Source organism: Collinsella intestinalis DSM 13280, from assembly GCF_000156175.1.
Classification (GTDB): domain Bacteria; phylum Actinomycetota; class Coriobacteriia; order Coriobacteriales; family Coriobacteriaceae; genus Collinsella; species Collinsella intestinalis.
On record NZ_GG692710.1, the window covers coordinates 613,377 to 639,153 of the forward strand.

At 60.3% G+C, this 25,777-nt stretch carries 24 protein-coding genes and 1 tRNA gene; 9 read left to right on the forward strand and 16 right to left on the reverse strand.

Features of this window, described 5'->3' with window-relative positions; genetic code table 11:
* Positions 1-45 precede the first annotated feature (45 nt).
* Positions 46-645: an HD domain-containing protein gene (locus COLINT_RS02855; RefSeq protein ID WP_006722835.1), complete on the forward strand. Its 600-nt coding sequence runs from the start codon at positions 46-48 to the stop codon at positions 643-645.
* 89 nt (positions 646-734) lie between these two features.
* Here the strand turns inward: COLINT_RS02855 and COLINT_RS02860 are convergent, their stop codons facing one another.
* The 13 genes from COLINT_RS02860 to COLINT_RS02920 all read right to left on the reverse strand — a co-directional run bounded on the left by COLINT_RS02860 (position 735) and on the right by COLINT_RS02920 (position 13,139).
* Positions 735-1,355: a DUF5028 domain-containing protein gene (locus COLINT_RS02860; protein ID WP_169302865.1), complete on the reverse strand. Its 621-nt coding sequence runs from the start codon at positions 1,353-1,355 to the stop codon at positions 735-737.
* A gap of 40 nt (positions 1,356-1,395) precedes the next feature.
* The gene (locus tag COLINT_RS02865; RefSeq protein WP_006722837.1) at positions 1,396-2,070 is read right to left on the reverse strand and encodes an ABC transporter ATP-binding protein; all 675 of its coding nucleotides are present in this window, start codon (positions 2,068-2,070) and stop codon (positions 1,396-1,398) included.
* Positions 2,067-2,921 (reverse strand): hypothetical protein, encoded by an 855-nt coding sequence (locus COLINT_RS02870; protein ID WP_006722838.1) that lies wholly within the window; start codon positions 2,919-2,921, stop codon positions 2,067-2,069. Before COLINT_RS02870 ends, COLINT_RS02865 begins: the two co-directional genes overlap by 4 nt.
* On the reverse strand, positions 2,918-3,784 hold the full coding sequence (locus COLINT_RS02875; protein WP_039910286.1) for a hypothetical protein: 867 nt from the start codon (positions 3,782-3,784) through the stop codon (positions 2,918-2,920). The genes COLINT_RS02870 and COLINT_RS02875 overlap by 4 nt, the downstream gene beginning before the upstream one ends.
* Positions 3,753-4,559, reverse strand: a complete 807-nt coding sequence (locus COLINT_RS02880) for a hypothetical protein (protein WP_211203983.1) — start codon at positions 4,557-4,559, stop codon at positions 3,753-3,755. Before COLINT_RS02880 ends, COLINT_RS02875 begins: the two co-directional genes overlap by 32 nt.
* A gap of 5 nt (positions 4,560-4,564) precedes the next feature.
* Complete coding sequence (locus COLINT_RS02885; RefSeq protein ID WP_006722841.1) at positions 4,565-5,038, reverse strand: DUF2712 domain-containing protein; 474 nt, start codon at positions 5,036-5,038, stop codon at positions 4,565-4,567.
* Between the two features lie 122 nt (positions 5,039-5,160).
* Positions 5,161-7,338: a helix-turn-helix transcriptional regulator gene (locus tag COLINT_RS08290; RefSeq protein ID WP_156780306.1), complete on the reverse strand. Its 2,178-nt coding sequence runs from the start codon at positions 7,336-7,338 to the stop codon at positions 5,161-5,163.
* A gap of 89 nt (positions 7,339-7,427) precedes the next feature.
* Positions 7,428-8,693: a glutamate-5-semialdehyde dehydrogenase gene (locus COLINT_RS02895; protein ID WP_006722843.1), complete on the reverse strand. Its 1,266-nt coding sequence runs from the start codon at positions 8,691-8,693 to the stop codon at positions 7,428-7,430.
* Between the two features lie 63 nt (positions 8,694-8,756).
* Entirely contained in the window at positions 8,757-9,878 is a 1,122-nt protein-coding gene (proB, locus tag COLINT_RS02900) for a glutamate 5-kinase (RefSeq protein ID WP_006722844.1), read from the reverse strand.
* Complete coding sequence (locus COLINT_RS02905; protein WP_039910292.1) at positions 9,875-11,383, reverse strand: nicotinate phosphoribosyltransferase; 1,509 nt, start codon at positions 11,381-11,383, stop codon at positions 9,875-9,877. Before COLINT_RS02905 ends, proB begins: the two co-directional genes overlap by 4 nt.
* A gap of 78 nt (positions 11,384-11,461) precedes the next feature.
* Entirely contained in the window at positions 11,462-11,872 is a 411-nt protein-coding gene (locus COLINT_RS02910) for a hypothetical protein (protein ID WP_006722846.1), read from the reverse strand.
* A gap of 90 nt (positions 11,873-11,962) precedes the next feature.
* Positions 11,963-12,907 carry a radical SAM protein gene (locus tag COLINT_RS02915; protein ID WP_156780308.1) on the reverse strand — a complete coding sequence of 315 codons (945 nt, stop codon included), beginning with the start codon at positions 12,905-12,907 and terminating at the stop codon, positions 11,963-11,965.
* Positions 12,908-13,063: 156 nt separating this feature from the next.
* Positions 13,064-13,139 (reverse strand) — tRNA-Ala (locus tag COLINT_RS02920).
* Between the two features lie 535 nt (positions 13,140-13,674).
* Here COLINT_RS02920 and rlmD point away from each other — a divergent pair.
* The 6 genes from rlmD to COLINT_RS02950 all read left to right on the forward strand — a co-directional run bounded on the left by rlmD (position 13,675) and on the right by COLINT_RS02950 (position 19,724).
* Entirely contained in the window at positions 13,675-14,988 is a 1,314-nt protein-coding gene (gene rlmD, locus COLINT_RS02925; RefSeq protein ID WP_006722850.1) for a 23S rRNA (uracil(1939)-C(5))-methyltransferase RlmD, read from the forward strand.
* Positions 14,989-15,059: 71 nt separating this feature from the next.
* Positions 15,060-15,605 carry a DJ-1 family glyoxalase III gene (locus COLINT_RS02930; protein ID WP_039910293.1) on the forward strand — a complete coding sequence of 182 codons (546 nt, stop codon included), beginning with the start codon at positions 15,060-15,062 and terminating at the stop codon, positions 15,603-15,605.
* Positions 15,602-16,156 (forward strand): Maf family protein, encoded by a 555-nt coding sequence (locus COLINT_RS02935; RefSeq protein WP_006722852.1) that lies wholly within the window; start codon positions 15,602-15,604, stop codon positions 16,154-16,156. The genes COLINT_RS02930 and COLINT_RS02935 overlap by 4 nt, the downstream gene beginning before the upstream one ends.
* Before the next feature lie 173 nt (positions 16,157-16,329).
* Positions 16,330-17,343, forward strand: a complete 1,014-nt coding sequence (locus COLINT_RS02940; protein WP_006722853.1) for a P1 family peptidase — start codon at positions 16,330-16,332, stop codon at positions 17,341-17,343.
* 138 nt (positions 17,344-17,481) lie between these two features.
* Complete coding sequence (locus COLINT_RS02945) at positions 17,482-18,939, forward strand: basic amino acid/polyamine antiporter (RefSeq protein ID WP_050750558.1); 1,458 nt, start codon at positions 17,482-17,484, stop codon at positions 18,937-18,939.
* Positions 18,940-19,166: 227 nt separating this feature from the next.
* On the forward strand, positions 19,167-19,724 hold the full coding sequence (locus COLINT_RS02950) for a PTS sugar transporter subunit IIA (RefSeq protein ID WP_006722855.1): 558 nt from the start codon (positions 19,167-19,169) through the stop codon (positions 19,722-19,724).
* 122 nt (positions 19,725-19,846) lie between these two features.
* Here the strand turns inward: COLINT_RS02950 and COLINT_RS02955 are convergent, their stop codons facing one another.
* Positions 19,847-20,851 (reverse strand): nucleoid-associated protein, encoded by a 1,005-nt coding sequence (locus COLINT_RS02955; RefSeq protein ID WP_006722856.1) that lies wholly within the window; start codon positions 20,849-20,851, stop codon positions 19,847-19,849.
* A 171-nt stretch (positions 20,852-21,022) separates the two neighbouring features.
* Between COLINT_RS02955 and COLINT_RS02960 the strand changes: the two genes are divergently transcribed.
* Both COLINT_RS02960 and COLINT_RS02965 read left to right on the forward strand, forming a co-directional pair.
* Positions 21,023-21,346: a rhodanese-like domain-containing protein gene (locus tag COLINT_RS02960; RefSeq protein WP_006722857.1), complete on the forward strand. Its 324-nt coding sequence runs from the start codon at positions 21,023-21,025 to the stop codon at positions 21,344-21,346.
* 54 nt (positions 21,347-21,400) lie between these two features.
* Positions 21,401-23,098 carry an FAD-dependent oxidoreductase gene (locus COLINT_RS02965; protein WP_039910294.1) on the forward strand — a complete coding sequence of 566 codons (1,698 nt, stop codon included), beginning with the start codon at positions 21,401-21,403 and terminating at the stop codon, positions 23,096-23,098.
* A gap of 147 nt (positions 23,099-23,245) precedes the next feature.
* Here the strand turns inward: COLINT_RS02965 and COLINT_RS02970 are convergent, their stop codons facing one another.
* Positions 23,246-24,475, reverse strand: coding sequence for a DUF2974 domain-containing protein (locus COLINT_RS02970; protein ID WP_006722859.1), 1,230 nt, complete (start codon positions 24,473-24,475; stop codon positions 23,246-23,248).
* Positions 24,476-24,688: 213 nt separating this feature from the next.
* A complete protein-coding gene (locus COLINT_RS02975) occupies positions 24,689-25,639 on the reverse strand; it encodes an L-lactate dehydrogenase (RefSeq protein ID WP_006722860.1) in 951 nt (316 codons plus the stop codon).
* Between the last annotated feature and the right edge of the window lie 138 nt (positions 25,640-25,777).

Consider the following 25,777-nt stretch of genomic DNA (forward strand, 5'->3'; position numbering starts at 1 on the left):
CTCGGGCACCTTTTTTGCAATCGCAGCCGTTATCTAGGAGGAACCATGGCACAGCTCAACGCCGGCATGACCCGCGAGGCAGCATTCGCCCTGCTCAGCGAGCACAACAAGGATCCGTTCCACATCGAGCACGCCGAGACGGTCGAGCAGACGATGCGCTACTTCGCGCGTGAATACGACCCCGACAACGAGGAGTTCTGGGGCATCGTCGGCCTGCTGCACGACCTCGACTGGGAAGAGCACGACGACGACCCGATGAACCACACCATCTATGCTGCGAAAGACATCGAGGCCGCTGGTGGATCAGCCGAGCTCATCCGCGCCATCCAGACGCACACGAGCGATTTCAACGCCGAGCTTCCAAAGCCGGAGCTGATGATGGAGAAGATTCTGTTCGCCACCGAGGAGCTCACGGGTCTCATCGGCGCAGCCGTGGTGATGCGCCCCTCCAAGAGCGTCATGGACTTCAACGTGAAGTCCCTCAAGAAGAAGTTCAAGGACAAGCGCTTCGCCGCCGGCGTTTCGCGCGATGTCATCCGCTCCGGCGCCGAGATGCTCGGCTGGGAGCTCGATGAACTGTTCGCGCGCACCATCGAGGCCATGCAGTCCTTCGCCCCCGATCGCGACACGTTCCAAGCCGAATAAACTGTCGAGAGCGCACGGAACGGACAAAATATGCCGAACCAAAAAGGTCCGAGCTGAGATTGCCGGACTTTTTTGGTTCAGACGCTGCCCTATTTGACCTCAATGTCAACCACATGTCGGACTGGCATATTTGTCACGGTAAACGAATAGCTCCCAGCATCAAGCGGCAAACGATTCACATCGCCCATGGCAGCCGGAAATCGCTTATTAAGCAAGGCGCTGAATGGAACGTGAACCGTAAACGTCGTACCAGGTTTAACAGAAAGCTGAAACGCTCCATCGATCTGCGGAACCGATGCACCGAACAGTGAATGATCGACACGCAGCCACAACTCACGCGCCCTATCCGGAACAACGCTCCATCCTATTGAATCCAGGTAGCCCTTGTCTTCATCGCCCTGCTTGTTATTCGCAATTTCAATATCGAGCACGAGGAGAGTTAATTCCTCCATATCCGTCTCGTCACCGAGAAGTGGATAATATGAGCTGGGATCAGAAACATATTTATCGAGATACTGATTGCACGACATCCTCCGAGCACCCTCAACCGTCAGAGACAGACCATCAGTGTTTTCCGTCTTATACTCTGCATATGACCCCTCAAGATCAACCTCCCTTCCTAATGCATGCCGCGTCACCGGATACGAAAGGGCATTCTCGTTCACAAAGGAGACACGGGCAGCAAACAGACCCATCGCTGCAATCGCCACGGACCCGACCAGGACCGCTCCCAGGACACAGGGCCGTCGTTTAACATCCATCATGAGTCACCCACATGTTTCCCTCTCTTACCTCACGACCATCCAAATGACCCTCGGCCAAGTAAACAATCTCATCGGATAAAGTGCGCAACACGGTGGCATCGTGGCACGCCAATACAATCGCGGCACCACGCTGACGCTCGCGCTCAACCACGCGATGAATCATGCGGACGCCTTCGCTATCGAGCGCATTGGTCGGCTCGTCAAGAATGATTAAATCAGGACGCTCCATGACGGCGGCGGCGATGCCCAATCGCTGCTTCATGCCAAGCGAGTATTTTCGAAATCGGCGCTTATCATCAGGGTCGAGCCCCACATCCTCCATCGCCGCGCGCACCTCGTCAATGCAAATCTTTTCCTGCACCGCAGCAACAAGACGAAGATTGTCCAGCCCCGAGCGTGTATCCAAAAAAGAAGGCGACTCAATCAAAATGCCGGCACTCGGGGGAAACGAGAGGTCGCGCCCCAGCGTCAACCCATCGATTATTACCGTGCCCGAAGTTGGCTTGACAAGCCCCACCATTACGCGCATCAGCATCGTCTTGCCCGAACCGTTTACTCCGGCAAGGCCCAAAACGCTACCCGAAGATATGGAAACCGTTATATCTCGAAGAACATCGACGCCACCTATGCGCTTGCCAAGCCCTTGCACGTCCAGCCTCATGACGAGAACTCCTTATCCATGATATCCATGTGTGAAAAACCAAAGCCCCCTACCACTGCGGCAATCACTGTAATCACAAGAGCAATTCCACATCCCAGGATTGGGTCGGTTCCATGGGCGATGAAGGCTGAACTGCGCGAGAGCATTAGATAGTTACCCACAAGCAGCGGATCAAAGAAATAAGCCGAGGTAAAAAGCAACGACGCCCCACAGGCAAAACTCATAATGGGCCTAACCATCAAAGAGAGCACAAGCTGAATCAAACAGAGCGCGCACGACATCGAAACAGCCGGGCATATCGCAGGAAGAATAGAAGTTACATCGACTGCAAGGTCAAGCGAATCGATGCCAGAGAACAACAGGAGCTCCTCCGACGGCATCTGGCCGAGCGACCCAGACATGATGACTGAGATAACCGCTGAAACAAGTAGCATGAGGCCCCAATAAGTCAGAACGTACGAAACGGTCCATACGCATTTTGAGAGCCACCAACTCCAACGTTCCCCCGCTTCGACCATAAGCGTCTTTCCTATTCCCATTAGATTGCGATACGGAAAACGCAAAGGTATGAACAGCATAAGCAGCATAGAAAGCATCCACTCGACAGGAAGGACAAAAGGCATATTTGATGCGGGATCATAAATCATGCTGCCTCCTGCTATCGATAGAACAAAGTCGGCAAAGGTCGCCTTTGAATAATCGGCGCCGGAAGCATCCGCCTTCAAAAATAAAAGCCCTATGAGAAGCACAAACAGAGCGCAGGATATGAACATCAGTCGCACAATGCTCGCGAATCCTTCGATCGCATCCGCACGCAGCAGACGGAAAAATCGGGCAATTCTATTTTTCATAAGACATCAGACTCTTTATGCGAGAACAACAGTATAAAGGCCCCAACTGCCATAACCAACGCAACAACAGCGGCAGGAACCGCCTCGCGAGGGAAAATCCCCGAACCGCCATGATAGAGCAGGTCCGTTAAGCTGAAAGTAAATCCAGACAAGTCCAGAATATAAAAGACCCACTGATTTATAAGACGGATTGCGAAAGTCAACAAAAACGATCCGACAACCAATGCAATGCGATTGCGGACGATTGTGGAAGCCGCCAGCACGAGACCGCCCCACAGACCACACAACGCAAAAGCAAGCAGAGTGCTGTAGATTACATACAGCAAGGGAGTCGTAAAAAACTCTCGCGCCCAGAGCTCGTGGGGTTGCATACCAATGTAAAGATTTGACACGACCTCTGGTGTATAAGCAGGCAAAAAACAAAGAAGTACCAATAGACTCACGATGAGCGGAATGGCAACCACAAGTCCAGACGTAATGAAAGCGGCGAAGTAGCGCGCAACGAGCACCGACTCACGGGGGCAACGCACGTACTGCTGCGCGATCGATCCATCATCCATATCCGCACGCAAGGTCCAGCTGTATGGAACCACCACGAACAAGGGCATCAGGAAGAATAGGATACCCGACCGAAAGGGGTCTCCCGTGCCAACAACAACCCACGAGGCATAAGCACTCGATGCGGTCAATCCGGCCCACTCGTTGCCATCCTGCATGATTTGATGCCCAATCCCATGCACGGCAACGCTACTTTCCGCACTCCAGAGCACAATGAACAGCGCGGCTGCAAGTGACGCTGCGAACCAGCGATTTTTGACAGCCTTATCGAGTTCAATGCGCAACAGAGCTACCAAGTGGCTCACACTGCCCCCTCATATCATCAACTTTTAGTAAAATGCGATATTTATTTGGGTTAATCGCACCAGCACTCATAAAGAACTCATCGTTTTCGGGATCGCCATTCGCTCCGCCGATGGCATAACCCACCGTAAAGCAACGTTCCTCGCCAGGGGCAATGTCGAAATAACCCACCTCCTTGCGACCAGCATCCTGCTTGTCAACACCGCTGAAATACACCTGTTCAACCGCTGGATGAAGAGAAAGAATGTTGCTCGCTAAAAAACGCTTATTACCCACAAAGGTCTTTAAGGTTGGGTGGGCATCGACATTTTTAACAGTAAAATCAACGAGCATGAAATCAAAGTCCTCAATACTTCCCGCGTCCCCATTAAAGAGCGTAGCCCCTGTTAGGCAGTTGTCGGTCGACGCGATTCCCGCGGCCTCAGGATCGTCGTAGCGGGCCGCCTGGCTTATCCGAACTTGCAAGGTTCCCTCAAAACCGAAGTCGGCACTGTAGGATTCCACAGGTGAAAAGGGAACACAAATCGTATCGGCAGCATCCCGACTCGCATCAAGGGTCACCCACTCGTCCATCGCGTAAGTGTTGTTGAGACTATTTTGAGCATTGGATCGAGCGAGCGACTGAATTACTCCAAGAGTTGCTGCCACACCAAATACAGCGGCAATAGCGGCGGCAACCACGACAGCACGGAACAACGCCCGTTTCATACGTGGCAACATATCCAACCTTCCAGAAATGGTCGCTGCGGCGAAACCCGTTGCGCCGCAGCGACCCATAGGCACTAGTTCAAATCGGCATAGTTGCCAGAGCAATCAGGACTCCAAACGCCCTTAAGCTTTGCCGATCCGTAATCAGAAGACGCACCAAGACGCGCCCAGCGACGACCGGTCTCGTACACATTGTTGTGGATCTCGTACTTACCTGGACCAGGAGAAACTACATACCCGCCGATTGTCAAATTGGCGTAGTTTGCCCCGCCGCTGCTGGTGGCACCATCAACATAGAGGCGCATATTGGCGCCACTCCGCGAGTCGATACGAATATACGTCGATGACGAAGTGTCCTTGGGGCGATAAGCGGTGTTCTGACGTTGGAACCACCCATCAAAATTGAAACCGTAGCTGCTATCCACATCATTCACCGGCACAACGCCAGCATCAACCGTTGCTGCCATCGCTGGCGACGGAATAGCAAGGCCAGACGTGACGATCATTGCACCCGCCAGACCAACCAGAACTTTTTGTTTGATACCCATGCTTTGTCTCCCCTTCTTATACGAAGCTAGACTTGCAAAACTGAAGTACTTCAAGGGAAATCATCGCAAGAAAAGGGCAACTTGTCTGTAATCACCCAATATGAGATTGAATGAATAAGCGATTACACGTCGTCTACCTTTGACAAAAGGCGCAGCAGCCCAAGACGATCATGAATGCTCAAGCGCAAATATCCTTCCCTCCGCGCGCTGTTAACCGTACCGCGCGAACAACTGAGTTCACAGCAAATATCTGACGAGCTCTTCCCCTCCGCGATAAGCAGCAAAACGGAGGCCTGCGTATCGTTCAAGCCATATCCGAGTAACAGATGTCGCGCTCTCTCCTTCAGCGCGAGCGGGGTGCAAGAAACGCCGCATGCAGACCCAATCACGCGAAGACGGCGAGACGCCATAAACACAAGCACGAGAACGAGCGCAGTAAGAACACCAACCGCAACGCAGCATAGGACAACAAAGGCAGCTCGACCTCCATACGGCTGCGTCAAGCCATCATTTCCCCATATCATATCGCCGAATCGGTTGACAATCACATCGGCGGCGATTGCAGAAAGTCCGAACGTCATGATACACAGCCCGACCTGAGATAAGACAACCTCACCCGATCGAATGGATTCGATAAGCAAGCCGATGGAAGAAAGCAATGCGAGTAGATATAGACCAATGGGAAGGGTGTAAGCCATGGCTGTCGAAACAGCTGCGATGCCAGCCAACACCCCTAATTCCCTCCGATAAGCCAAACGCTCTAAGTTCAATAGCGGGGGCACAATGCAGAGAACAATCCCCACCTCTAGAGGACCTAGGATATTGGGCAAGGCAAACGGACCAGTCGCACGTAGCAGCTCCTCCCAAGAAAATCCGAGCGAGGCAAACAACACCATATGGGAAACTACGGAAGAATCAACCTCCTTACCCCAATCGAGATTTACAGCCCATGCTGCACCAATCAGGGCAAGAGACAAACCCGTCGCATACATCAACTCACGCCACGCACCCCATTTTTCTGTAGAGATGCATACCGGAACGAATATGATAGCTCCAATGGCTAAAGCGACCACGAACACCGCGGCGCGAAAACGATAGGAAGCGAAAGCGAATTCCCCAACGCTTGACCCCTCCTCCATTCCCGCCTCGGCGGTGTTGGACGAGAGCTCCTTAACAAATGTCAAAAAGCTCTCTTTCCCCTCAACCCCCAACTTGCGATAAGACCGCTGTAATGCGCTACGAACTGTTGCGGGTTTAATCGATAACTTTGTGGCTATTTCCCCGGATGTACTTCCTGATGCATATAACAAAGCAATTTGTGACTCTCGAGGCGCCAGGCCGTGCTGCTCGAACGTAAGGCGTAAATCATCCACTGAAAAGCCTTTAGGGCCGTGCGCCAGATCGATATTTGATTCCGGCGTCAGAGCACGGCGAGAATACCAAGCAAGCAATAGCGTCGCCGCCACAATCAAAGAGAACGCAATAAAGGCCAGGAATGGCATCGGGCCCGATAAAAACCAACTCAACGGGACAACACGAATAAGTGCGCCCCATGTTATGACTCCAAGCGCAAGCCAGACGGCATCCAACACACGACCTCGCACATGATTTCCCCCCGGCAGCGTCCAAGTCGCAAATGTTGCCACAGCAAACACAGCAAAGTGAAAAGAGAGATTCAGGAAAGCAGATTCTGGAATAGGGAGAGAGGATGCGAAAATATTTCCAGAACCAATTCGAATGAAAAACCCCGCTATCAGCATCAATGCAGATCGGTCCGCAATATGTACTGCGCTATTGTTTTGTTCATTATCGGCGCCCGCTGAAAAGGCCCCTTGGGACAAATAGCCTACAACAATCAACGCGCCCGCTGCACCTACAAACCAAGGTCCAAAAACTCTTTCGAACTCCATAAGGCGCACATATTGATTCGAACCAAAAAACCCAAGACTGCGGCTCGCCTCAACATAATAAATGACACTCGCCCAGTCGCGCGCCACAAAAGACATCAAGAGTACAACGACAAGCAAAGTAATGGCCACCATTGACCTGTTTGAACTTCGGCACATTTGGAAGAAGCGTCGCTTCGGACAAGAGGACCGCGCGAGAAGCGCCCCCATAAGAAGTCCCAAAGCAAATGCGATGGGCAACGGCGAAACAGAAGGATTGCCTGAGACAAAGGGGTCTTTTAGAACATCAAACGGAGCGGATAGAAATAAAACGATAAGCACCGCTATAAGTAACTCACAATGACGCCAGCTCATATTCCCGTCCAGCCTTGAGAAAATCAATTCATATCCCAATGCAACTCATGGGCGCTGCATCGGCCCCCCGTTATTATCCTCTCAGACTCGCAGCGCACCCCAATACATTTGCCTAACAATATATTCTCTTACCGCCGCACCTGCCCCGTGCCTCGAAGCTCATACTTGTACGTCGTGAGCGCCTCGGCGGCAAATGGGCCTCGGGCATGCAGCTTCTGAGTCGAGATGCCGATCTCGGCACCCAAGCCGAATTCCCCGCCGTCGGTGAAGCGCGTACTCGCATTCGCGTACACGGCGGCGGCATCCACCTCACGCAAGAAGCGCTCGCAAGCCTCCTCATCCTCGGCGACGATCGCCTCGGAGTGGCCCGTGCCGTAGCGGTTCACATGCTCGATCGCCTCGTCGATACCGCCCACGACCTTCACGCTGATCTCAAGAGCGAGATACTCGCGTCCCCAGTCCTCTTCCGTCGCGTCGACAAACTCGCCGGCAAAGGCGACGCCGCAAACGCGTTCATCTCCATGGATCACCACACCGGCGGATCCAAGCTCCGAGAGCGCCTCGGGCAGGAAGGCATCGGCGATTGACTCGTCCACAAGCAGGGACTCGCACGCATTGCACACGCCCACGCGTTGGGTCTTGGCGTTCATGATAATCGCGCGAGCCTTGGCAAAATCGGCACTCTCATGAACGTAGATGTGACAGTTGCCCGTGCCCGTCTCGATAACCGGCACCAGGCTCTCGCGCACGCAGCGCTGGATGAGACCGGCACCACCGCGCGGAATCAGAACATCAACCACGCCGCGCAACGCCATGAGCGCCCCCGTTGCAGCGCGATCGGTCGTCTCGATGATGGAAACCGCCGCCCGGTCGAATCCACTCGCCTCGACGGCATCCGCCAAGATGCGGGCGATTGCGACACAGCTGTTCTGAGCGATGGAACCTCCGCGCAAAATGCAGGCGTTGCCCGTGCGAATGCAAATGCCGGCGGCATCGGCGGTCACGTTGGGACGCGCCTCGTACACCATCGCGACAAGCCCCAAAGGCACGCTCACGCGCCTCAGATGAACTCCCTCGCTGATGTCGCGCTCATCGAGCACGCGCCCCACGGGGTCGGGCAAATCGGCAAGTTTATCGAGGCCTGCGGCCATGCCCTCGACGCGCTCCGGCGTGAGCAGCAAGCGGTCGAGCAAGCCCTCGGATGTACCCGCGGCGCGAGCGGCATCCATATCGATGGCGTTCGCCTCGAGAACCTCGTCGACACGCTGGCGAAGCGCGGTGGCCATGGCGCGCACCGCAGCACAGCGCGCCTCGTCGGAGGCAAATCCCAATGAGCGCGAGGCGGCCTTTGCCTCGCGGGCGAGATCTTCAACATATACGGCGATATCGTTCATGGCGAACTCCTCACATGTGTAAAATGCACCCGTCCCCAATTGCACATCGGGCAGGCCGCGGCGCTACGCGAATACGATCAGGTTGTCTCGATGGATGGCGGGCTTATCGGCGAGCGCGACGAGCAGACGATTGCCGGCGATGTCCTCCTGACGACGGCCCGCAGCGAGCTCGAGCACGTCCCGGTCGGCTTCGGCGATACCGCGGGCAAGCACGAACCCATCCGCATCGCGAACGTCCAAGATATCGCCTGCGGAAAAATCACCATCGACGGCCTTGATGCCGACCGACAGCAGCGATCCGCCGCCATCGACCAGGGCCCTTGCGGCGCCGGCATCGACTGTCGCCGTACCGTGAGCCGAATCACCCAGCGCAATCCACAGCTTACGAGGCGCGATCTCCAAACGGCCCGCAGGCGGCACGAACCGCGTGCCCACCTGCTCGCCCATGGCAAGGCGCACCAGCGGGCGCTCCTCGGCACCCGAGCAGATGACGCTCTCAATGCCGGCCGTCATGAGGATGCGGCAGCTGCGGATCTTGGTGATCATGCCGCCCGTGCCGACCGAGGTGGTGGAGTCGCCGGCGGAACCGATGATCGCGGCGTCGATCTTGTCCACGAGCGGGATGAACTCGGCATTCGGGTCGAGCGAGGGATTGGCCGTGTACAGACCGTCGATGTCGGAGAGCGTCACGCACAGATCGGCGGATACCAGGCAGCTCACAAGGGCGGCGAGCGTGTCGTTATCGCCGAACTTGATCTCGTCGACGGCGGTGGTGTCGTTCTCGTTCACCACGGGCACCACGCCCAGCTCGAGCAGGCGCGTGAGTGCATCGCGGGCGTGCAGATAGGAGGAGCGGCGAGCGGTATCGCTGCGCGTGAGCAGCACCAGCGAGGTCAGCATGTCTACGGCGCGAAACTCCTCGTCATACACGGCGGACAGCACGCACTGCCCCACCGAAGCGCAAGCCTGCAGGCTTGGCATGTCGGTCGGGCGCTTATCGAATCCCAGCAAGGGGGCGCCGCAAGCGATCGCACCCGAGCTCACCACCACGAGGTCCCAGCCGGCATCACGCAGATCGCGAGCCTGCGCGGCGAGGGACGCTATGAAATCACGGCGAAGCTCACCCGCCTCTACCAACGTGGAGGAGCCGATCTTCACCACCATGGTCTTGCGTTCGTTCATCATTTCGCCTTCCAGGGAAGTACGGAGGACGTGGCGGCCATGCGCTCGCGCACGAGGCCGTCGCGCAGGGCGGCGAGCCCGCGCTCCATGCCCACCACGTAGGATTGCGGATACAAAAAGCGCTTGTACGCGTCATCAAGCGAAGCGAGAGATGCGGCGCAACGGGCGCGGGCGAGCTCGATGTTCTCACGCGGGGCGACCGCGGAGCCCTCGCGCACGACCGGCTCCAACAACTCACGGAAACTGAATCCTGACACATCGGTCACCAACGCCGCGTCGTTCACCGCCACGAGCGTGTGACCGAACGTCCCATCGCCAGGCTGGGAGGACTCGTCCCAAATCATGTCGCACACGGGGCTTCCCGTGCGATCCACGTAGCGACGCACCTGCTGAACACCGGGAATCGTGCGTTTGTAGGGCTGCTCGGAAAACTTCATGACGGGAGTCCAGGCTTCCGAGGCGCTATCGCGACGCGCCGAGAGCTTGTACACGCACCCGAGCGCAGGCTGGTCGTAGCAGGTGGCAAGCTTGGTGCCCACGCCGAATGCATCGACCGGAGCGCCCTGGCCCAACAGGGAGCTGATCGTATGCTCGTCGAGATCGTTCGACACGACGATCTTCACGTAGTCGAGACCCTCCTCATCGAAGCGACGGCGCGCGTAGGCGGAGAGCTTCGCCAGGTCGCCCGAATCGATGCGGATGCCGGAGAGACGCTCGCCGGAGGCCTCCATCTCGCGCGCCACGGTTATGGCGTTCTCAACGCCCTCGCGCACGTCATAGGTGTCGACGAGCAGTGTGCAGTTCTTGGGGGAGCTCTTCGCGAACGCGCGGAAGGCCTCAAGCTCCGTCGGAAAGCTTAGGACCCAACTGTGCGCGTGCGTTCCCGAAACGGGAATGCCATAGCGACGCCCCGCAAGGACGTTCGAGGTCGAAGCGCATCCCGCAACGTAGCTCGCGCGCGCGACCGCGACGCCGCCATCGGGGCCCTGGGCCCGGCGCAAGCCGAACTCCGCAACCGGACGGCCCTGCGCCGCCTGCACCACCCGCGCGGTCTTGGTGGCGACAAGCGTCTGGAAGCCGATGATGTTGAGCAGTGCCGTCTCCAAAAGCTGGCAATCGAGCATGGGGCCCGTCACGCGAACCATCGGTTCGCGTGCGAACACCAACTCGCCCTCGGGAATCGCGTCGATATCCACCCGGGGACGGAAGTCGGCAAGGAATCGCAGGAATCCCGATTTGAATAGCAAGCCACCGCCAGGCGCCTCGAGCTCGGAGAGGTAGGCGATGTCTTCCTCGGTGAACCGGAAGTTTTCAACGAACTCCCCGAGTTCGGCGGTACCGCACATGACCGCATAGGAGTTGCCGAACGGCGCCTCCCGGAAGAACGCCGTGAAGCAGCCCTGCTCCTCGGTCTTATCGTTCTCCCACAGCCCTTGGGCCATAGTCAACTCATATAAGTCGGTGTTCATGGACGCGTCGGTTGGACGCGTGGCATCGGTCAAAGCCACGAAAAGCCCCTTTCCGAAATAACGTGCGCCGCGCCGAGATTCGTGCTCGACGCGGCAGAACCGGAAGCATCGACACGGCTAGCGCGTGGCGGTGTAGATGATGAAAGCGACCACGGCGACGAGGGCGACGGCGATGATGATCTTCTGCGCGACGGGCATGGTGGGAATGCCATCGTCATCCACGGTGTTGGAGGTCACCATGCGCTCGCCGAAGGTCTTCTCCTTGGGACTGGACGTGGGCGCGGGTTGAGGCGCCGGACGAGACGAAGCATCCTTGGCCGCGGGCGCCTTCCTAGCAGCGCGCTCCTCGGCGGCGCGCTCAGCCAAGATCTCGGCATCGACGCGCTCCTGCTCTGCACGCAGGGCCTCAAGCTCCTCGCGCTCCACGCGAGCGCGCTCCTCCTCAGCGCGGCGCGCCTTCTCGGCGCGCAGGGCCTCGAGCTCCTCGCGCTCCTCGTCCGTCAGCGGCATGGCAGTTTGGTCGGCCATAGCGGATTCCTCCTGATATCAAGGGCAGGCGACCGCGCCGCGCACCCCTCATGCATGTATGGATGGGTTGCAGTATACCCGTTCACACCCCTAGCCTGCAGACGCCGAGCGCAGCACACCCGTGGTGTCGAACGCGGGCGTGAAGCTCTCATCCACCGCGCCGCCCTCCTGCCAGAACATCTGCGTGAACCCCACATCGTCGGCATGGTCGAGCACGAACTCATATTCGTCTTCCGTAACCGCGCGAGAAAGCTCCCCACCCGATGCTCGCATCCGCTCATTCGGCGTGTACTGGTTCATAACAGAGATCGGCACGTCGCCGGCCACATCCCAAATACGATCGAGCACGCGACACGAATCATCCGCGTGACCGGGAAGCACCAAGTGGCGCACGATCACCCCACGCCGCATCATGCCGTCCGCATCTACGAGCTCTCCCCCGCGGGCGGCCACCGCGGCGCACATACGAGACAGGGCAAGCGCCGCCGTCTCGGGATAATCGACGACATGGGACAGCGCGCGGCCCAGGTCGGCGTCGGCGTATTTGTAGTCCACGAGCCAGACGTCGACCAAGTCGGCAAGCTCGGCGACGGCCTCCTCGCGCTCGTAGCCGCTCGTGTTGTAGACGATGGGAATCGACAGGCCCCTTCGGCGCGCCTCGCCGATCGCCGTGGGCAGGAGGTGCGCGTAATGCGTCGCGGTGACGAGGTTGATGTTGTGCGCCCCCTGCTCCTGGAGCTCGAGCATGATCTCGACCAGGCGTCCGGGCGCGACTTCGATGCCAAATCCGCCTGTCGAGATCTCATGGTTCTGGCAGTACACACATTTGAGGGGGCAGGCGGAAAAGAAGATCGTGCCCGACCCGCGCTCGCCGGAGATGGGCGGCTCCTCCCAATAATGCAGTGCCGCACGGGCGATTTTGAGAGTGTCGTCCGCCCCGCACACGCCATGCGCCCCCGCCGCGCGATTCGCCCCGCAGCGACGCGGGCAAAGCTCGCAATGACTGAGCGAGGCGGTTTCGAGCAGGTTTGTCATGGCGTGCGTCCTTCCCATGTGTAATTTGGGGACGGGTGCGTTTTGCACATGGCGCAACGTCGCACCGTGCATCCAAATACAACTGAAGCGACCAACAGTGGGCGCATTCAACCGATATGAAAAAGGCCCCGTTACCGGAGCCTAATCAAAATCCTGTGGTGGAGACGAAGGGGATCGAACCCTCGACCTCCTCGATGCGACCGAGGCGCTCTCCCAGCTGAGCTACGTCCCCAGGACAAGTGAACATTCTAGCAACCATGCGCGCGGTGTCAACGGCAAAATGGCGAAGAATTTCTCATCGCAACGCGAGCACGGCGCACGCACCGCGTCGCGCCGGACCGCGCACGCTGGCGCGATACAAGAAAACCGCCCCCCACTTCACGAAAATGAACCCACCTCTGCAAGGTGGGTGCCCTCATCGCTCGGTTCCAGCTTCCTTAACAACGAAGGATTCCTGTACTGCGCTCGACTTCTCGGGCTCCCTAAATAAACGCGACGGTTCACCCAGTTGCTCCGCGGGGGGCGGAACACCTTCATCATAGGGCATGCGATTTGCGATACTAGTCTTGACTTCGAAAAAGTGTTGTCGGACGATGGTGAAGAGCCGCGCGTAATGCGGCTTTCTTTATGTATAACGACGAGGAATTCGCAGGTGACCCGCACATTCGCACGCATGGCCTGCGATACTGGAAACGACTGGGCCGCGCACCGCGGCAGACGGTCTCCAACGATCATACGTCCCCAATTGAACAGGCACGGGAGGCGCCATGAGGCTCACCATCGACACTATGACATACGGACCGGACGGCCTCGCCCGCACGGATGAGGGCAAAGCCGTTTTCGTCTCCGGTGGCCTGATCGGCGATACCGTCGAGGCCCGCATCACCGATGACGGGCCTTCCTTCTCACGCGCCGTAGTCGAGGAGGTCCTCGAGCCCTCCGCCGATCGCGTCCAGGCGCCCTGTCCTTTCATCGGTATCTGCGGCGGTTGCCCCTGGGGCGGCCTCTCGCATGAGTCCCAACTCGCAGCCAAAGAGGAGAACCTGCGCAGTGCCCTCACACGCATCGGCAAGTTCTCCCCCGAGGAGGTCGCCGAGCTCATGCGCCCCATTCGTCACACCAAGGAGCCCTGGGGGTATCGCAATAAAGTCGAGCTCGCACCGGTGCGCGAGGGCGGTAAGTTCCGTCTCGGCATGCACGGGCGCGATGCCAGCCAGGTCATCAAAGTCGATTCTTGCCCGCTGTTCGACAAAAAACATGCCAAGGCCATCAAGGCCGTGACAGGCGCACTCGGCTTCCTCGGCAACTCGCGCGATCTTGAGCTCGAGCGCGTCGGCATCCGCTCGAGTCGCCGAACTGGCGCTCTCGAGATAGCGCTGTGGACCCCCACGGGGGCCTTCCCGCGCGCCCAGGTCTCACGGGTGCTGAGCGACGCCGTGCGCGCGACGAGCGTGGTACGCGTCATGTCCAAGGGCGAGAAGCGAGCTCGCCGCGTCGCCGGCGTCGAGGCCCTTGCGGGTGAGGGCTCCTGGACCGAGAAGATCGGTGAGGAGAACATGCGCCTGTCTGCCCCGTCGTTCTTCCAGGTGAACACCAAAGCCGCCGAGATACTCATCGACCTCGTCATGGAGGCGCTCGACCCTCAACCCGACGAGTTCGGCATCGACCTGTATTGCGGCGCCGGCACCTTCACGTTGCCGCTCGCGCGCCGCTGCGACTTCGTGAGCGCCGTCGAGTCCTACGGACCGGCCGTGCGTGACCTGCGCCGCAACCTCGATATCGCCAACCTCACCAACGTCGACGTGATCGGCGGAGACGCCGTGCGCGAGTTCCCCGATGAGGACGCCGATGTGCTCGTGGTGGACCCGCCGCGCGCAGGCCTGGCGCCCGAGGCGATTCGACTCATCGCGTCGACGAGCGCACGCGATGTGGCCTACGTCTCCTGCGACCCCGCCACCCTCGCCCGCGACCTGCGCCGCTTTGTGGAGGAGGGCACATTCCGCCCCGTTTGGGCCACCCCCGTCGACTTGTTCCCACAGACCTTCCACTGCGAGACGGTCGTCAGGCTCACCCGCGCGTAAAGCGGCTGATACTCACAAGGACGAATCGGGTATAACTCCGGCATCGCTGCATCCAAATGAGAGGATTTGCCATGTCCGGAGTTGCCGTACTTGCCGCCGATGGTTTTGAGACCATCGAATGCCTGACCGTCGTCGATGTTCTGCGTCGCGGCGGCATCCACACCGCCCTCGTCTCGATCATGGATACGCGCGACGTCGTGACCTCCCAGCAGATCCCCGTCACATGCGACGTCACGTTCGACGAGGTCGATTTCTCCGAATACGACTACGTCGTGCTGCCCGGCGGCCTGCCCGGCGCCACCAACCTTCGCGCCGACGAGCGCGTCTGCGAGCTGGTGCGCGAGTTCGCCGCCACCAAGCACGTCGCCGCCATCTGCGCCGCACCCTTCATCCTGGCAGAACTCGGCGTACTCGAGGGTCACAAGGCCACGTGCTTCCCCGGCTTCGAGACCGCCTTCCCCGCGGGCTCCTTCGCAGGGGACCGCACCGTGGTGGTCGACGGCAACGTGATCACCGCCTCCGGCATGGGCCAGGCGCTGCCCTTCGCCCTCGCCATCCTGAATGACATCGCCGGCGAGGTCGCCGTCCAGAAGGTGAAGGACGGTATCCAGCTGTGATCCTCGCCTCCCAATCGCCTCGCCGCATCGAGTTGATGCGTGAGGCGGGTTTCGACGCCCGCGTCATACCCGCAAACATCGATGAGACCGCTCTGCCAGACGAGAGCCCGTTCGACCTGGTCGAGCGCCTGGCCCGCGCCAAGGCCGCGGTAGTGGCAAAAGAACATGCCGAGGAAGGCGAACCGGTCGTGGCAGCCGACACCATCGTCGCCCTCGCCGGAGAGCTGCTCGGCAAACCGGCAGACGAAGCCGATGCGCGCCGTATGCTCCACGCCCTCTCGGGCAAAACACACCAAGTCGCCACCGGGGTCTGCATCGTGCGCGACGGGAGTGCCGAATCCTTCGTCGACATAACCGACGTCACGTTTTACGAACTCTCGCACGACGAGATCGACGCGTACGTTGCAACAGGCGAGCCTATGGACAAGGCCGGTGCCTACGGCATCCAAGGGCAGTACGGCCGCATGCTCGTCGAGAAGATCGACGGCGACTTCTACAACGTCGTCGGCCTCCCCATCGCCAAGGTCGTCCGCGCGCTGTCACGAACCTAACGCGCGCCCTGCGGCGGGCATACAAGACCCGCTGCTCGGACAGTCCTGCTCGCACGGAGAGCCCACTGGGCTCTCCGGCTCGTGCGGAACTCGCGACGGGCCTTGTATGCCCGCCGCAGGGCGCTCAGGCAGCATCATGTATCGTAAGCCTCAGCAAATGGATAGGAGACACCATGTCCACGCTCTCCCCCATCTCAATCACCGAGATTCCCGGATTCAAGTTCGGGCACTTCACGGACCGCGCGGGCGGAACGGGATGCACGGCGATCGTCGCGCCCGAGGGCGCCGTCGGCGGCGTCGACGTGCGCGGGGCTGCGCCGGCATCGCGTGAAACAGACCTGCTCAAACCGGAGAACACCGTTGAGGAGGTACACGCTGTCGTATTGAGCGGCGGATCGGCCTTTGGTCTCGATGCCGCCTCGGGCGCCGCCAACGAACTCGAAAAGCATGGCATCGGCCTCGACGTGGGCTGCGGACGCGTGCCCATCGTATGTTCGAGCTGCCTGTTCGACCTTGCATTCGGAAACTCGCAGGCACGACCCACGAGCTTCGACGGGGCCATGGCAGTCCGCGAAGCGCTCATCACGCCCAAAAGCCTCCCACTCGCGGAGGGGTGCGTGGGCGCTGGCACCGGAGCCACCGTCGGCAAGCTCGGCGGACCCGAGCGCTGCATGAAGTCGGGACTCGGCGCACGCGCCTTCCAGCTTGGCAGCCTGCAGGTGGGCGCGGTGTCTGCCGTGAACGCCGTGGGCAACGTAGTCGACCCCGCCACCCTCCAGCCGATTGCCGGCATGCGCGCCACCGCTGACGGACTCGAGATCGTCGACATGGAAGAGGCGATGCTCGCCATGGGCGAGCAGGTCACCATGCCGCTCGACCGCACGAACACCACCATTTCCTGCATCGTCACCAATGCCTGCCTCACCAAAGCGCAGGCAACCAAGGTCGCCCAGATGGCAGCCGACGCTTATGCACACGCCATCCGCCCCACGCACACGACCAACGACGGCGACACCATCTACGTTCTCGCAAACGGCTCGCTCGGTGCCGATGCATCCGCGCGCATCCCGCTCGACCTGATCGGGCTCGTCGCCACACGCGCGCTTGAGGCGGCCATCGTCGCCGGGTGCACCGAGGCGACAGCCCTGCACGGGCTCCCCGCCCATCGCGACATCGCGGCCCCTTAATCAACGATCGGATCCTCATCAGGCCCATCCAAGCCGTTCGCGGACAACGCCCCGCCCCTCACCGGACATCCGGCAGGACGCGGAGCGTTGCTCTATGCTGATAACATCTTTGACCATCACGAGATTCAAGGCTCCACGATGTCCGATTCAACTCCAAATCCCACCGTCCAAGACGCGCCGCACAAGCATGGCATCAGCCTCATGGGGCTCATCGCGCTCGTCATCAGCTCGGCAATCGGCTCGGGCGTGTTCGCACTCTCCACTGATGTCTCGGCCGCCGCGGCTCCCGGACCCGCGCTCATTGCCTGGCTCATCACCGGAATCGGCTTCATGGGCCTCGCCACCACCTTTGGACGCCTCTCCATCGTCAAACCCGAACTCGACGGTATCGTGGCTTACGCCCATGCGGGATTTGGCCCGTTCGTCGGATTCATCTCCGGATGGGGTTACTGGCTCTCGATTTGGATCGGCAACGTGGCGTTCGGCGTCATGCTCGTAACCGCCATCGGATATTTCTATCCTCCGTTCGCGGGCAACCTCACCATTCCGGGCGTGGTTTTCATCTCTCTCCTGAACTGGGCGATCGTGCTGCTCGTCAACCGCGGCGTGGAGCAGGCGAGCACGCTCAACGCCATCGTCATGGTCTGCAAACTCGTGCCCATCTTCTCGTTCATCATCGCAATGGTCTTCGTCTTCGATTTCGACGTGTTCACTGCGGACTTTTGGGGCAACGTCGCAAACAACCTCTACGGCACATCATATACAAACGTAAACGGCACCGTGGTGGGTGCGCCCGGGCCCATTCCCCGGCAGATCGTCAACTGCCTCATGGTTATGATGTGGGTCTTCGTGGGCATGGAGGGCGCAAGCGTGCTGGGCCACCGCGCCGAACGCAAGTCCGATGTGAGCCGCGCCAGCATCCTGGGATGCACGATACTCGTGGCGATTTACGTCGCGGCATCTATCCTGCCCTACGGCTATCTCACCCGTGAGGAGCTCATGGCGCTCGGCTCCCCGTCCATGCCCTACATCTTCGCGCGCGTCGTGGGACCTTGGGGCGGTGCGTTCATCTCCGCAGGCCTGATCATCTCCATTTTTGGCGCCTGGCTCTCCTTCACCATGTTGGCGTCCGAGGCGCTGTGCGGTATGGCGCAGATGAAGTTGCTGCCCCGTGCGTTCTCTCATCTAAACGCATACAGCGCGCCCACGGCCTGCCTGTTCACCACGGGCGCCATGGTTCAACTCCTCACCATCGTGATGATGTTCTCCAGCGAGGCATACCAACTGGCTTACTCGCTCTGCACGGCGGCGATCACTATCAGTTGGACGCTCGCCGCCGCATATATGGTCAAGCTCGGAATTGAGCAGCGAAAGCGGGGACGGGCGGACTATCCCGAAGCCGTCGGAAACGCAGAGCATCCAAACTCCGAACGCGTCCGTGGAACCGATTTGGCGCTCGCTTCGTTCACGGTCGTGTTCCTCGTACTTGCCGTGGCACTTGCGGGCATCCAGCAACTCCTGTTGTGCTGCATTGCCTACGTCCCTGGCATCTTCTTCTACAAGAAAGCCCAACGCGAGCGAGAAATGTTGCAGTAAATCTCGCTTCGGACGACATCAAGTACATCCAGCTACCGCGCGACCTGCGGGAATGGCGACTGAACCTCTCTCGGTATTCGACCACTCGCCGATTCACTGCAACATATCTCACGGTTACGCCAGCTTGGCCGAAATGCAGGCATACAATCACCCGAAATCGGATAGGATAACCGTATATTCGTGTGCGCCGCAGCATAGGGCGCACCATTCTCAATGGGAGGCAACCAATGAGCTTTTTCTCCAGTATCACCAGTGTGTTCCACAGCACCGAGAACACCGAGACCCCCGTTTCCGCCACGTTCGCATCCCGAAAGGACACGGTCTACGCGCCCATCTCCGGCATGCTCGTCGACCAGAAGGAAATCAACGACGAGGTCATCTCCCAGGGCCTGCTCGGCAAGGGCTACGGCATCCTGCCCGTCGGCAACGTCGTGTACGCCCCGGTGTCCGGCCGCGTCGACGTGGTGACCGTCACCAACCACGCCATCGGCATCCTGTCCGAAACGGGTGCCAAGGTTCTCATCCACGTCGGCTTGGACACCATCGACATGGATGGCAAGGGCTTCATCCGCTATGTCGAGGCGGGCGATATCGTCTCCGCCGGTCAGCCCATCCTCTCCTTTGACGACGAGGCCATCAAGGCCGCCGGCCATGACGACGTCGTGACCTGCGTGGTGAGCAACCCCCAGGAGCTGGACGAGGTCCACGCGATCGGTTCCTCCAGCACCCTGCTCGGCGGGCGCCCGCTCGTGAAGGTCGGCGATCCGCTGATCGTCACCAAGTAAAACGCTGAGCACGTCAATCGAGCTCAGCCGCACATGACGCAAAATCCCGGAAGTCCACAAGCCTTCCGGGATTTTTTTTCATGAGAAGGAACGATACCGCCTACAGAACCAAGCCACACGGCCTATCGGTTCTCGATACTGCCGATGTTCCTCAACTCGATCGAGATCAACCCGTTGGGCTCATTGACGAATTGCACGTAGTCGGTGTCTTTGAGCATCTCCGCGGGGAAGCTGATCTCGATACCGGTGTCGGTGCGGATCTTGTGGTTGCGCACGGGCGCGCGCTCCACCACGGCGCGCTCCACCGCCACGCGTTCGGGCAGGCGCTCCTCGCGCACGCGCTCCTCGACGCGCTCCTTGAGCACGGGCTCGTCCTCGAAGATGTCCTCGGCGATATCCCAGGGAGCGATCTCCTCATCAACCTCGACCTTCTCGGCCACCGCGGCTTTGGCCTTGGCAAGCGCCACAGCCGTGTTGGCGCCGTGCTCCTCGGCAACCTCCTCGACAATGCGCGTCACGGCCTCGATGACCTCCTTGCCCGAGACGCCGCTTTCGCACTGGAGCAAGCCGTCGGGAATGATGAAGGTGTCCTCGCCCATGATCTTGCGCTTCTTGTCCACATAGAACGCCTCCATGGAGCTCGCGCGCACGAGCGCGTAGGAGCTGACCTTTTGCGAGGGCCCCGGCAGGATGGCGTAGCGCTTCGCGATGTCGTTGCGGACCTCGCCCGCCTCGCGCGCCACCTCGTGCATGAAGGCGGTGCGGCTCGCCATGAGCAGCACGGCGAACCAACGCACGTCATCATCATCGTCGAAGTCCGCAACGAGGATGTCGGTGGACTCCATTTTGTCCGCTTTGGCGAGCTCGGCCGCGAAGAACTCCGCGATCTGCTGCGACAGGTCCACGAACTCGCGATCGCCAAAGAAATACCCCTTGAGCTCGCCGGCGAAGGCGCTCTCTTCGGAGAACGCCGCACGTCGATTGTCCACACTCGTGCGGGCTCGACGCAGATGCGAACTCACAAACGAGTGGACGGCACGGGTATCGAAGTCGAGCTCGCGCTCGCTCATGACGTTCACGGCGGAATCGAAATCGAGAATATGCAGGATGGCGTGGTTGATCTTCACTGACAGGCTCCTTTGATGCGCTTGAACCTGGCCATTATACCCGCGGGAAAGCGGCGGGCGGGCGGCGGGGCACGGTGACAAAGTCACAGACTTGCCGAGAGCGGGCGCGTAAGGTGTAAGACGAACAGCAAGGCGGGCGATACGGCCCGCGCACCGACGAAAGGCCCCGCCATGTCCATCTTCTCCAGCATCTTCGGCCCCGGCTTCGACGAGCTCGCCGCCCAGGCGCGCGAGACGCCCGGCAGCATCATGATCGATGTCCGCACCCCGGATGAGTACCGCGACGGTCACATCGAGGGTGCCATGAGCATCCCGCTGGTCTCCATCCCCGCAACCGCCGCCAAACGCCTGCCCGACAAGAATGCGCCCATCTTCGCCTACTGCCTCTCCGGCGCCCGCAGTGCACAAGCGGTGCGCGAACTCGAGCGCCAGGGGTATACCAATGTCGTGAACATGGGCGGCATCGGCCGTTGGTCCGGTCCGCTAGTTCGCTAACGAACCGCCTCGACGACCCCCATCCGCATGGACCTCACCGAAAGGAACCCAATCATGAAAGTCATCATCGTCGGCGGCGTCGCCGGAGGAGCGACCGCCGCGGCCCGTCTGCGCCGGCTGGATGAGAGCGCCGAAATCATCATGATCGAGCGTTCCGGATACGTAAGCTACGCCAACTGCGGCCTGCCCTACTACATCGGCGGGACCATCACCGATCGCTCCAAACTCACGTTGCAAACACCGCAGAGCTTCCGCAACCGCTTCGACGTCGATGCCCGCGTGCGCCAGGAGGTCGTCGCCATCGACCGCGCCGCCCGCACCGTCACCGTGCGTCGCCTGGACGACGGCACCGAGTACGTCGAGAGCTACGACAAGCTGATCTTGTCCCCCGGCGCCCGCCCCGTGACGCCCGACCTTCCCGGCATCGATGCCGGGCGCCTGTTCACGCTGCGCACCGTCGAGGATACCTACGCAGTCGCCGACTTCATCGACCGCGAGCAGCCGCGGCGCGCCACCGTCGTGGGCGCCGGCTTCATCGGCCTCGAAATGGCCGAGAACCTGCGTGAGCGGGGCCTTGAAGTCACGGTCGTGCAGCGAGGCGAGCACGTCATGCCCGTTTTTGACGCAGACATGGCCTCACTGCTCCACAACCATCTCCGCGAGCACAGCATCGAGCTGCTGCTCAAAGCCAACGTCACCGGCTTTGAGGAAACATCGAACGCGATCTTTACCACCCTCGCAGATGGGCGCGTCCTCGAAAGCGACCTCGTCATGCTCTCCATCGGCGTGGCGCCCGAATCGACCCTCGCCCGCGAGGCCGGCCTCGAGCTCGGCATGCGCGGATCCATCAAGGTCGATGCCACCATGCGCACGAGCGATCCGGATATCTACGCCGTTGGCGATGCCGTCGAGGTCACCAACGTAGTGACCGGCTCCCCCGCCCTGATTGCACTCGCCGGTCCCGCCAACAAGCAGGGCCGCATCGCCGCAGACAACATCTGCGGCCGCGAGAGTAAGTTCGGAGGATCCCAAGGCTCTTCCGTCCTCAAGTTGTTCGAGCTCGATGCCGCCTCCACCGGCCTCACCCTCACCGCGGCTCGCGCCGCGGGAATCGACGCCGAAGCGGTGATTCTCTCCCCCGCCAATCACGCCACCTACTACCCCGGTGCCGAGACCATGACCCTCAAGGTCGTCTTCGAACGCGGGACCGGGCGTATCCTGGGCGGGCAGGCCATCGGACGCGGCGGCGTGGACAAGCGCATCGACGTGCTCGCCGTGGCCATCCGCACCCGCATGACCGCCGCCGACCTCACCGAACTCGACCTCGCCTACGCCCCTCCGTATTCCTCTGCCAAAGACCCGGTGAACATGGCTGGCTTTATGATCGAGAACATCCTCGATGGCCTGGTCGACCAGGTCACGTGGGGCGAGGCGCTCGAGCTCGTCACCGAAGACGGCGACGCGATTCTACTCGATACGCGCACCGCCGGCGAGCATGCGCGCGGTGCGATCGAGGGCGCACTGCACATCCCGGTTGATGAGCTCCGCGAACACCTCGACGAGCTACCCCGCGACAAGTGCCTGCTCATGTTCTGCGCAAGCGGCCTGCGCAGCTATGTGGCCTGCCGCATCCTCTCTCAGCACGGTTTTGCCTGCGCCAACGTCTCCGGAGGCTACGGCTTCCACTCGCAGGTGATGCGTGGCTGCACCGTGTCCCACACCTGCGTGGGCGATTGCGGCCTGCCCGTCTAGAACACACGCTTCAATTGGGGACAGGCACAAATTGAGACACCGCACCGATTGGCAGCCGAGCAGATGAGCATGTCTCAATTTGTGCCTGTCCCCAATCGATGCTCCACCGCCCCCGGGGATCGCACAATCGCACATGCACTGGGCAGTCTACTTCTGCTCCCCATGCCCCCGCTCGCCCGCACGCTTTTTGATTGCATCGATTGCCGGACTCGCCGTCTTGATCGAGTCGATGATGCCGCTCGCCGCGTCGGCGGCCCGCTCGACCGTCGCGGTCTTCACGAATGACACGATCACATCTTTGACGAATTGCTGCAGATCGTCGTCAAGCCCCTCGATGGCCTTGAGCATGAGCGGCACGTTCGTCTTGCGGTCGGCCATGATATCCGAGAAATGCGTGGCACCCGTCACTCCGATGACGTCGAACAAGGCGTCGACGAAGCGTCCTCGCTCGTCTAACGTGTATTTGTCCATCCACGCATCGAGAGTCGCGTTGAAGAAACGCGAAGAGGCCGTGTAGCCTTCGGCGCGCACGAACTCCGCCGCCCCAACGTCCACCATCCACAAAAACGGGTTGTGCTGGAACATCGAGATGCCGTCGCTCTCCACAATCGTCGGTTCAAAATCCGGTGCCTCCGAGAGCACCACTCCAATCATGGTCGACTTGGGCACCGTCTTCTCCATGATGGGCATGATGCGCCGATAGGGGTCGCCCGCGCAGAACTCGCGGTGAAATCCCGGCCCATCATGGGAGAAGACGCGCTTGATGCGCGCACGATGCTGTGGCATGCACATCGCCGCGGCATAGACCGCAAGGTTACCGCCCTTTGAATGGCCACCCACATACAGCTCACCCGGCGTGCGAGCCGCCACTTCGTCCAGATATGCGGCTGCCTCCTCCTGCGCGGGCACGGGGCTCAGATAGGTCATGTTGAAATCTTCCTTCCAACCCACGACGGTGGAATCCGTACCGCGAAACGCGATGTAGGATGTGCCGTCGGGCAGACGGAAGGTCATGGCGGCAAATTGCTCCTCGCCCACCTTATCCGTTCGGAATCGAAGATCGCACAGGCGGCAGGTACGAAACCGCGGGCTCGCGCATACCGCAAACAGCAAATCGCGACTACCCTGCTCATCCCAGCTCGAACCGAACATGCCCTCGAAATCCTCCGCACGCAACAGCTCGTGCAGCGCGATGCCGCGCACGGTGCATGCGCGCGTGAGCTCCGGCCCGATATGCACGTAGGAGAGCCAGGAGAACACGAGGCTGTCGACGGCGCAAAGCGGCCGTTCGTCGAACGTGTCCATGCGCTCGCGAACGTATTCCAAGAAGTTCCCAGCGGGCTTGGCCTTCAGCGGTAATCTCCCCTTCTCATCCATAGCGCCTCAACCCCTTTCACCGATCTCGCATTTGGACCATTCTATCCCCTTGGTCGTACGCAAAAGACGCTCGTAGCCGGAGGCCATCGCGGCCACCGCGAGCGGTTTGCGAGACCCCAGCCCGATCGGCAAAGGAAACCCCCGGCCCATGTGCGGACCGGGGGCGAAACAAAGCGGAGCGCAGCGAAGTACCCGCCGTGTTGGCGTCGATGACTAGTCGTTCAGACCGGCCTCGTCGACGATGGCCTTGAGGGCCGCAGCGGACTTCTGGAACTCGGCGTTCTCCTCCTCGGACAGAGAGACGGGCACGCGCGTAACCACGCCGTTGCGACCGACGACGGTCGGCACGGAGATGCACAGGTCGTTCAGGCCGTACTCGCCCACCATGAGGCTGGAAACGGGCAGGACGCAATCCTCATCACGCATGATGGCGGTGCAGATGCGGCGGACGGACATGGCGATGCCGTAGTAGGTGGCGCGCTTCTTCTCGATGATCTCGTAAGCGCTGTTCTTCACCTCGTCGGCGATACGGCGCTCGGACTCCTCGTGGTTATAGTGGCCGTGCAGCTCACAGTAGGTGGACAGCGGCACGCCGGCAACCGTGGCGCTGGACCACGCGGCGACCTCGGAGTCGCCGTGCTCGCCCACGATGTAGGCATGGACGTCGCGAGGGTCGACATCGAGGTGCTCGCCGAGCATGTACTTGAGGCGGGCGGTGTCCAGCACGGTGCCGGAGCCGATGACCTGGCCCTCGGGCAGGCCGCTCATCTTGATGGCGGCATACGTGAGGACGTCGACCGGGTTGGAGACGATGAGCAGGATGCCGTTGAAGCCGCTCTCGCGGATCTGCGGGATGATGCTGCCGAAGATGGAAATGTTCTTGTTCACGAGGTCGAGACGGGTCTCGCCGGGCTTCTGGGCGGCGCCGGCGGTGACCACGATCACGGCGGCGTCGGAGACGTCGGAGTAATCACCGGCATAGATCTTCATGGGATTGCCAAAGGACACGCCGTGCGCGATGTCGAGGGCCTCGCCCTCGGCGCGAGCGCGATCGACGTCGATCAGGACCATCTCGGAGAACAGGCCGCTCTGCATGAGCGCGAAAGCCGAGGAGGAACCGACGAAGCCGCAACCGACGACGGCAACCTTGCGATCGTTCACCATGTTTACTCTTCCTTTCCCCCATCGCATCGATGGGCGATACAGTCTGCCCGTTTTGGACAGGCCACGGGATATTCGGCATCGTTCGCCGAATTATCCTTGTGTTTAGGCGTGAACTCGATTATAGAACAATCCCTCGCA

Bases quoted from the DNA above. Each gene is read 5' to 3' on its own strand.
- COLINT_RS02895 (WP_006722843.1), bottom strand. From the start codon at position 8,693: ATGAACGATATCGCCGTATATGTTGAAGATCTCGCCCGCGAGGCAAAG.
- COLINT_RS02965 (WP_039910294.1), top strand. From the start codon at position 21,401: ATGAAAGTCATCATCGTCGGCGGCGTCGCCGGAGGAGCGACCGCCGCG.
- COLINT_RS02945 (WP_050750558.1), top strand. From the start codon at position 17,482: ATGTCCGATTCAACTCCAAATCCCACCGTCCAAGACGCGCCGCACAAG.
- COLINT_RS02885 (WP_006722841.1), bottom strand. From the start codon at position 5,038: ATGGGTATCAAACAAAAAGTTCTGGTTGGTCTGGCGGGTGCAATGATC.
- rlmD (WP_006722850.1), top strand. From the start codon at position 13,675: ATGAGGCTCACCATCGACACTATGACATACGGACCGGACGGCCTCGCC.
- COLINT_RS02950 (WP_006722855.1), top strand. From the start codon at position 19,167: ATGAGCTTTTTCTCCAGTATCACCAGTGTGTTCCACAGCACCGAGAAC.
- COLINT_RS02940 (WP_006722853.1), top strand. From the start codon at position 16,330: ATGTCCACGCTCTCCCCCATCTCAATCACCGAGATTCCCGGATTCAAG.
- COLINT_RS02970 (WP_006722859.1), bottom strand. From the start codon at position 24,475: ATGGATGAGAAGGGGAGATTACCGCTGAAGGCCAAGCCCGCTGGGAAC.
- COLINT_RS02910 (WP_006722846.1), bottom strand. From the start codon at position 11,872: ATGGCCGACCAAACTGCCATGCCGCTGACGGACGAGGAGCGCGAGGAG.
- proB (WP_006722844.1), bottom strand. From the start codon at position 9,878: ATGATGAACGAACGCAAGACCATGGTGGTGAAGATCGGCTCCTCCACG.
- COLINT_RS02960 (WP_006722857.1), top strand. From the start codon at position 21,023: ATGTCCATCTTCTCCAGCATCTTCGGCCCCGGCTTCGACGAGCTCGCC.
- COLINT_RS02975 (WP_006722860.1), bottom strand. From the start codon at position 25,639: ATGGTGAACGATCGCAAGGTTGCCGTCGTCGGTTGCGGCTTCGTCGGT.
- COLINT_RS02865 (WP_006722837.1), bottom strand. From the start codon at position 2,070: ATGAGGCTGGACGTGCAAGGGCTTGGCAAGCGCATAGGTGGCGTCGAT.
- COLINT_RS02855 (WP_006722835.1), top strand. From the start codon at position 46: ATGGCACAGCTCAACGCCGGCATGACCCGCGAGGCAGCATTCGCCCTG.
- COLINT_RS02880 (WP_211203983.1), bottom strand. From the start codon at position 4,559: ATGGGTCGCTGCGGCGCAACGGGTTTCGCCGCAGCGACCATTTCTGGA.
- COLINT_RS02915 (WP_156780308.1), bottom strand. From the start codon at position 12,907: ATGACAAACCTGCTCGAAACCGCCTCGCTCAGTCATTGCGAGCTTTGC.
- COLINT_RS02870 (WP_006722838.1), bottom strand. From the start codon at position 2,921: ATGAAAAATAGAATTGCCCGATTTTTCCGTCTGCTGCGTGCGGATGCG.
- COLINT_RS02930 (WP_039910293.1), top strand. From the start codon at position 15,060: ATGTCCGGAGTTGCCGTACTTGCCGCCGATGGTTTTGAGACCATCGAA.